At 71.0% G+C, this 1,370-nt stretch carries 1 protein-coding gene; it reads right to left on the reverse strand.

The window, feature by feature from the left end:
• Nucleotides 1-1,106, reverse strand: a 1,106-nt coding sequence (locus EIO58_RS17995; RefSeq protein ID WP_127820564.1) for an RNA polymerase sigma factor, incomplete at its 3' end; no start/stop codon positions are given.
• Between the last annotated feature and the right edge of the window lie 264 nt (nt 1,107-1,370).

Raw genomic sequence — 1,370 nt, forward strand, 5'->3', positions numbered from 1 at the left:
TAGCCCTCGAGCGCGCCGCCGAGTCGCTCGACGAGGGCGAGGCCCGCTTCGGGCGAGTCGACTTCCGACACCGCGATGGCCTTGCTGAGGGTCACGATCGGGTTCGGATCGACCTGTTCGAGAAGTTCGTAGAGGGCCACGATCTGCGACCAGTCGGTGTCGCGAGCGTGCGCGGCGCGGACGTGCACCGAGTTGATCCCGGCCAGGATCTGGTACCGGCCGAGCCCGCCGTCGCCGCGAGCGACGGCATCCGCCCGCTCGTCGGCCAGGGCGAGCCCCTCGTCGATGAGCGCGCGGTTCCAGGCGGTCCGATCCTGCTCGTCGAGGCGTACGAGCACCCCGTCGCGCGAGACCCGCGCCTCGGCGCGCGCCTCTGAGAGGAGCATGAGCGACAGCAGGCCCGTGGCCTCACCGTGCTCGTGCGAGCCGGCAGGAAGCAGGGCACGCACGAGGCGGGCGAGCCGGATCGCCTCGCCTGTGAGATCGCGCCGCACCGGTTCCGTCTCGGCACCAGAGGCGAGGTAGCCCTCGTTGAAGACGAGGTACAGCACCGCCAGCACACCGTCGACGCGGGCCGGCAGGTCTTCGCGCTCCGGCATGCGGTACGGGATGCGCGCGGCCTTGATCTTGGCCTTCGCCCGGCTGATCCGCTGGCCCATCGTCGTCTCCTGCACGAGGAACGCGTGCGCGATCTGGGCGACCGTGAGACCTCCGACGATGCGCAGCGTGAGCGCCAGGCGCGCCTCCATCGACAGCGCCGGGTGACAGCACGTGAACACCAGCCGCAGCCGGTCGTCGTCGACCGCGCCGACGGGCTCTGCGGGCGACTCGTCGGTCAACATGAACGCCTCCTGCTGCAGCTCGTCGCGCCGCGCCTCGCGCCGCAGGTGGTCGATCGCCTTGCGGCTCGCGGTCGTCGTGATCCAGGCGCCGGGGTTCGGGGGCACTCCGTCCGCCGGCCACCGCTCGATAGCGGTCGCGAACGCCTCCGCCGCCGACTCCTCGGCGATGTCGAGGTCGCCGAAGCGCCGGGCGAGCCCCGCGACCACCCGTGCCCACTCCTCGCGGTGCAGGCGGGTGATCACCGTGTCGACGTCGAGCGTCATCGGCTCACCCTCCTCCGGCCGGGTCGCCGGTGCGGCGACCTCATCACAGCTACGAACGGGGCGCGGTCGATTCGACAGCGCGTGCGCAGGAATCTTCACCGGGGACGAATTCCGCCGGAGCCGTCGAAAGCCGTCGTGGCCGATCGTAGCCATGTCGAGGGTGGGTCACCCGGACCGTCCCCTCGAAGAGGGAATGACAGATGTACCACGACCTGCGCAACACCGACCATGAGGCGTCGACCGAAGGAGGACGCGAGCCGCTCG

The organism is Microbacterium sp. CPCC 204701 (genome assembly GCF_004010105.1).
In the GTDB taxonomy this organism is placed as follows: Bacteria; Actinomycetota; Actinomycetes; order Actinomycetales; family Microbacteriaceae; genus Microbacterium.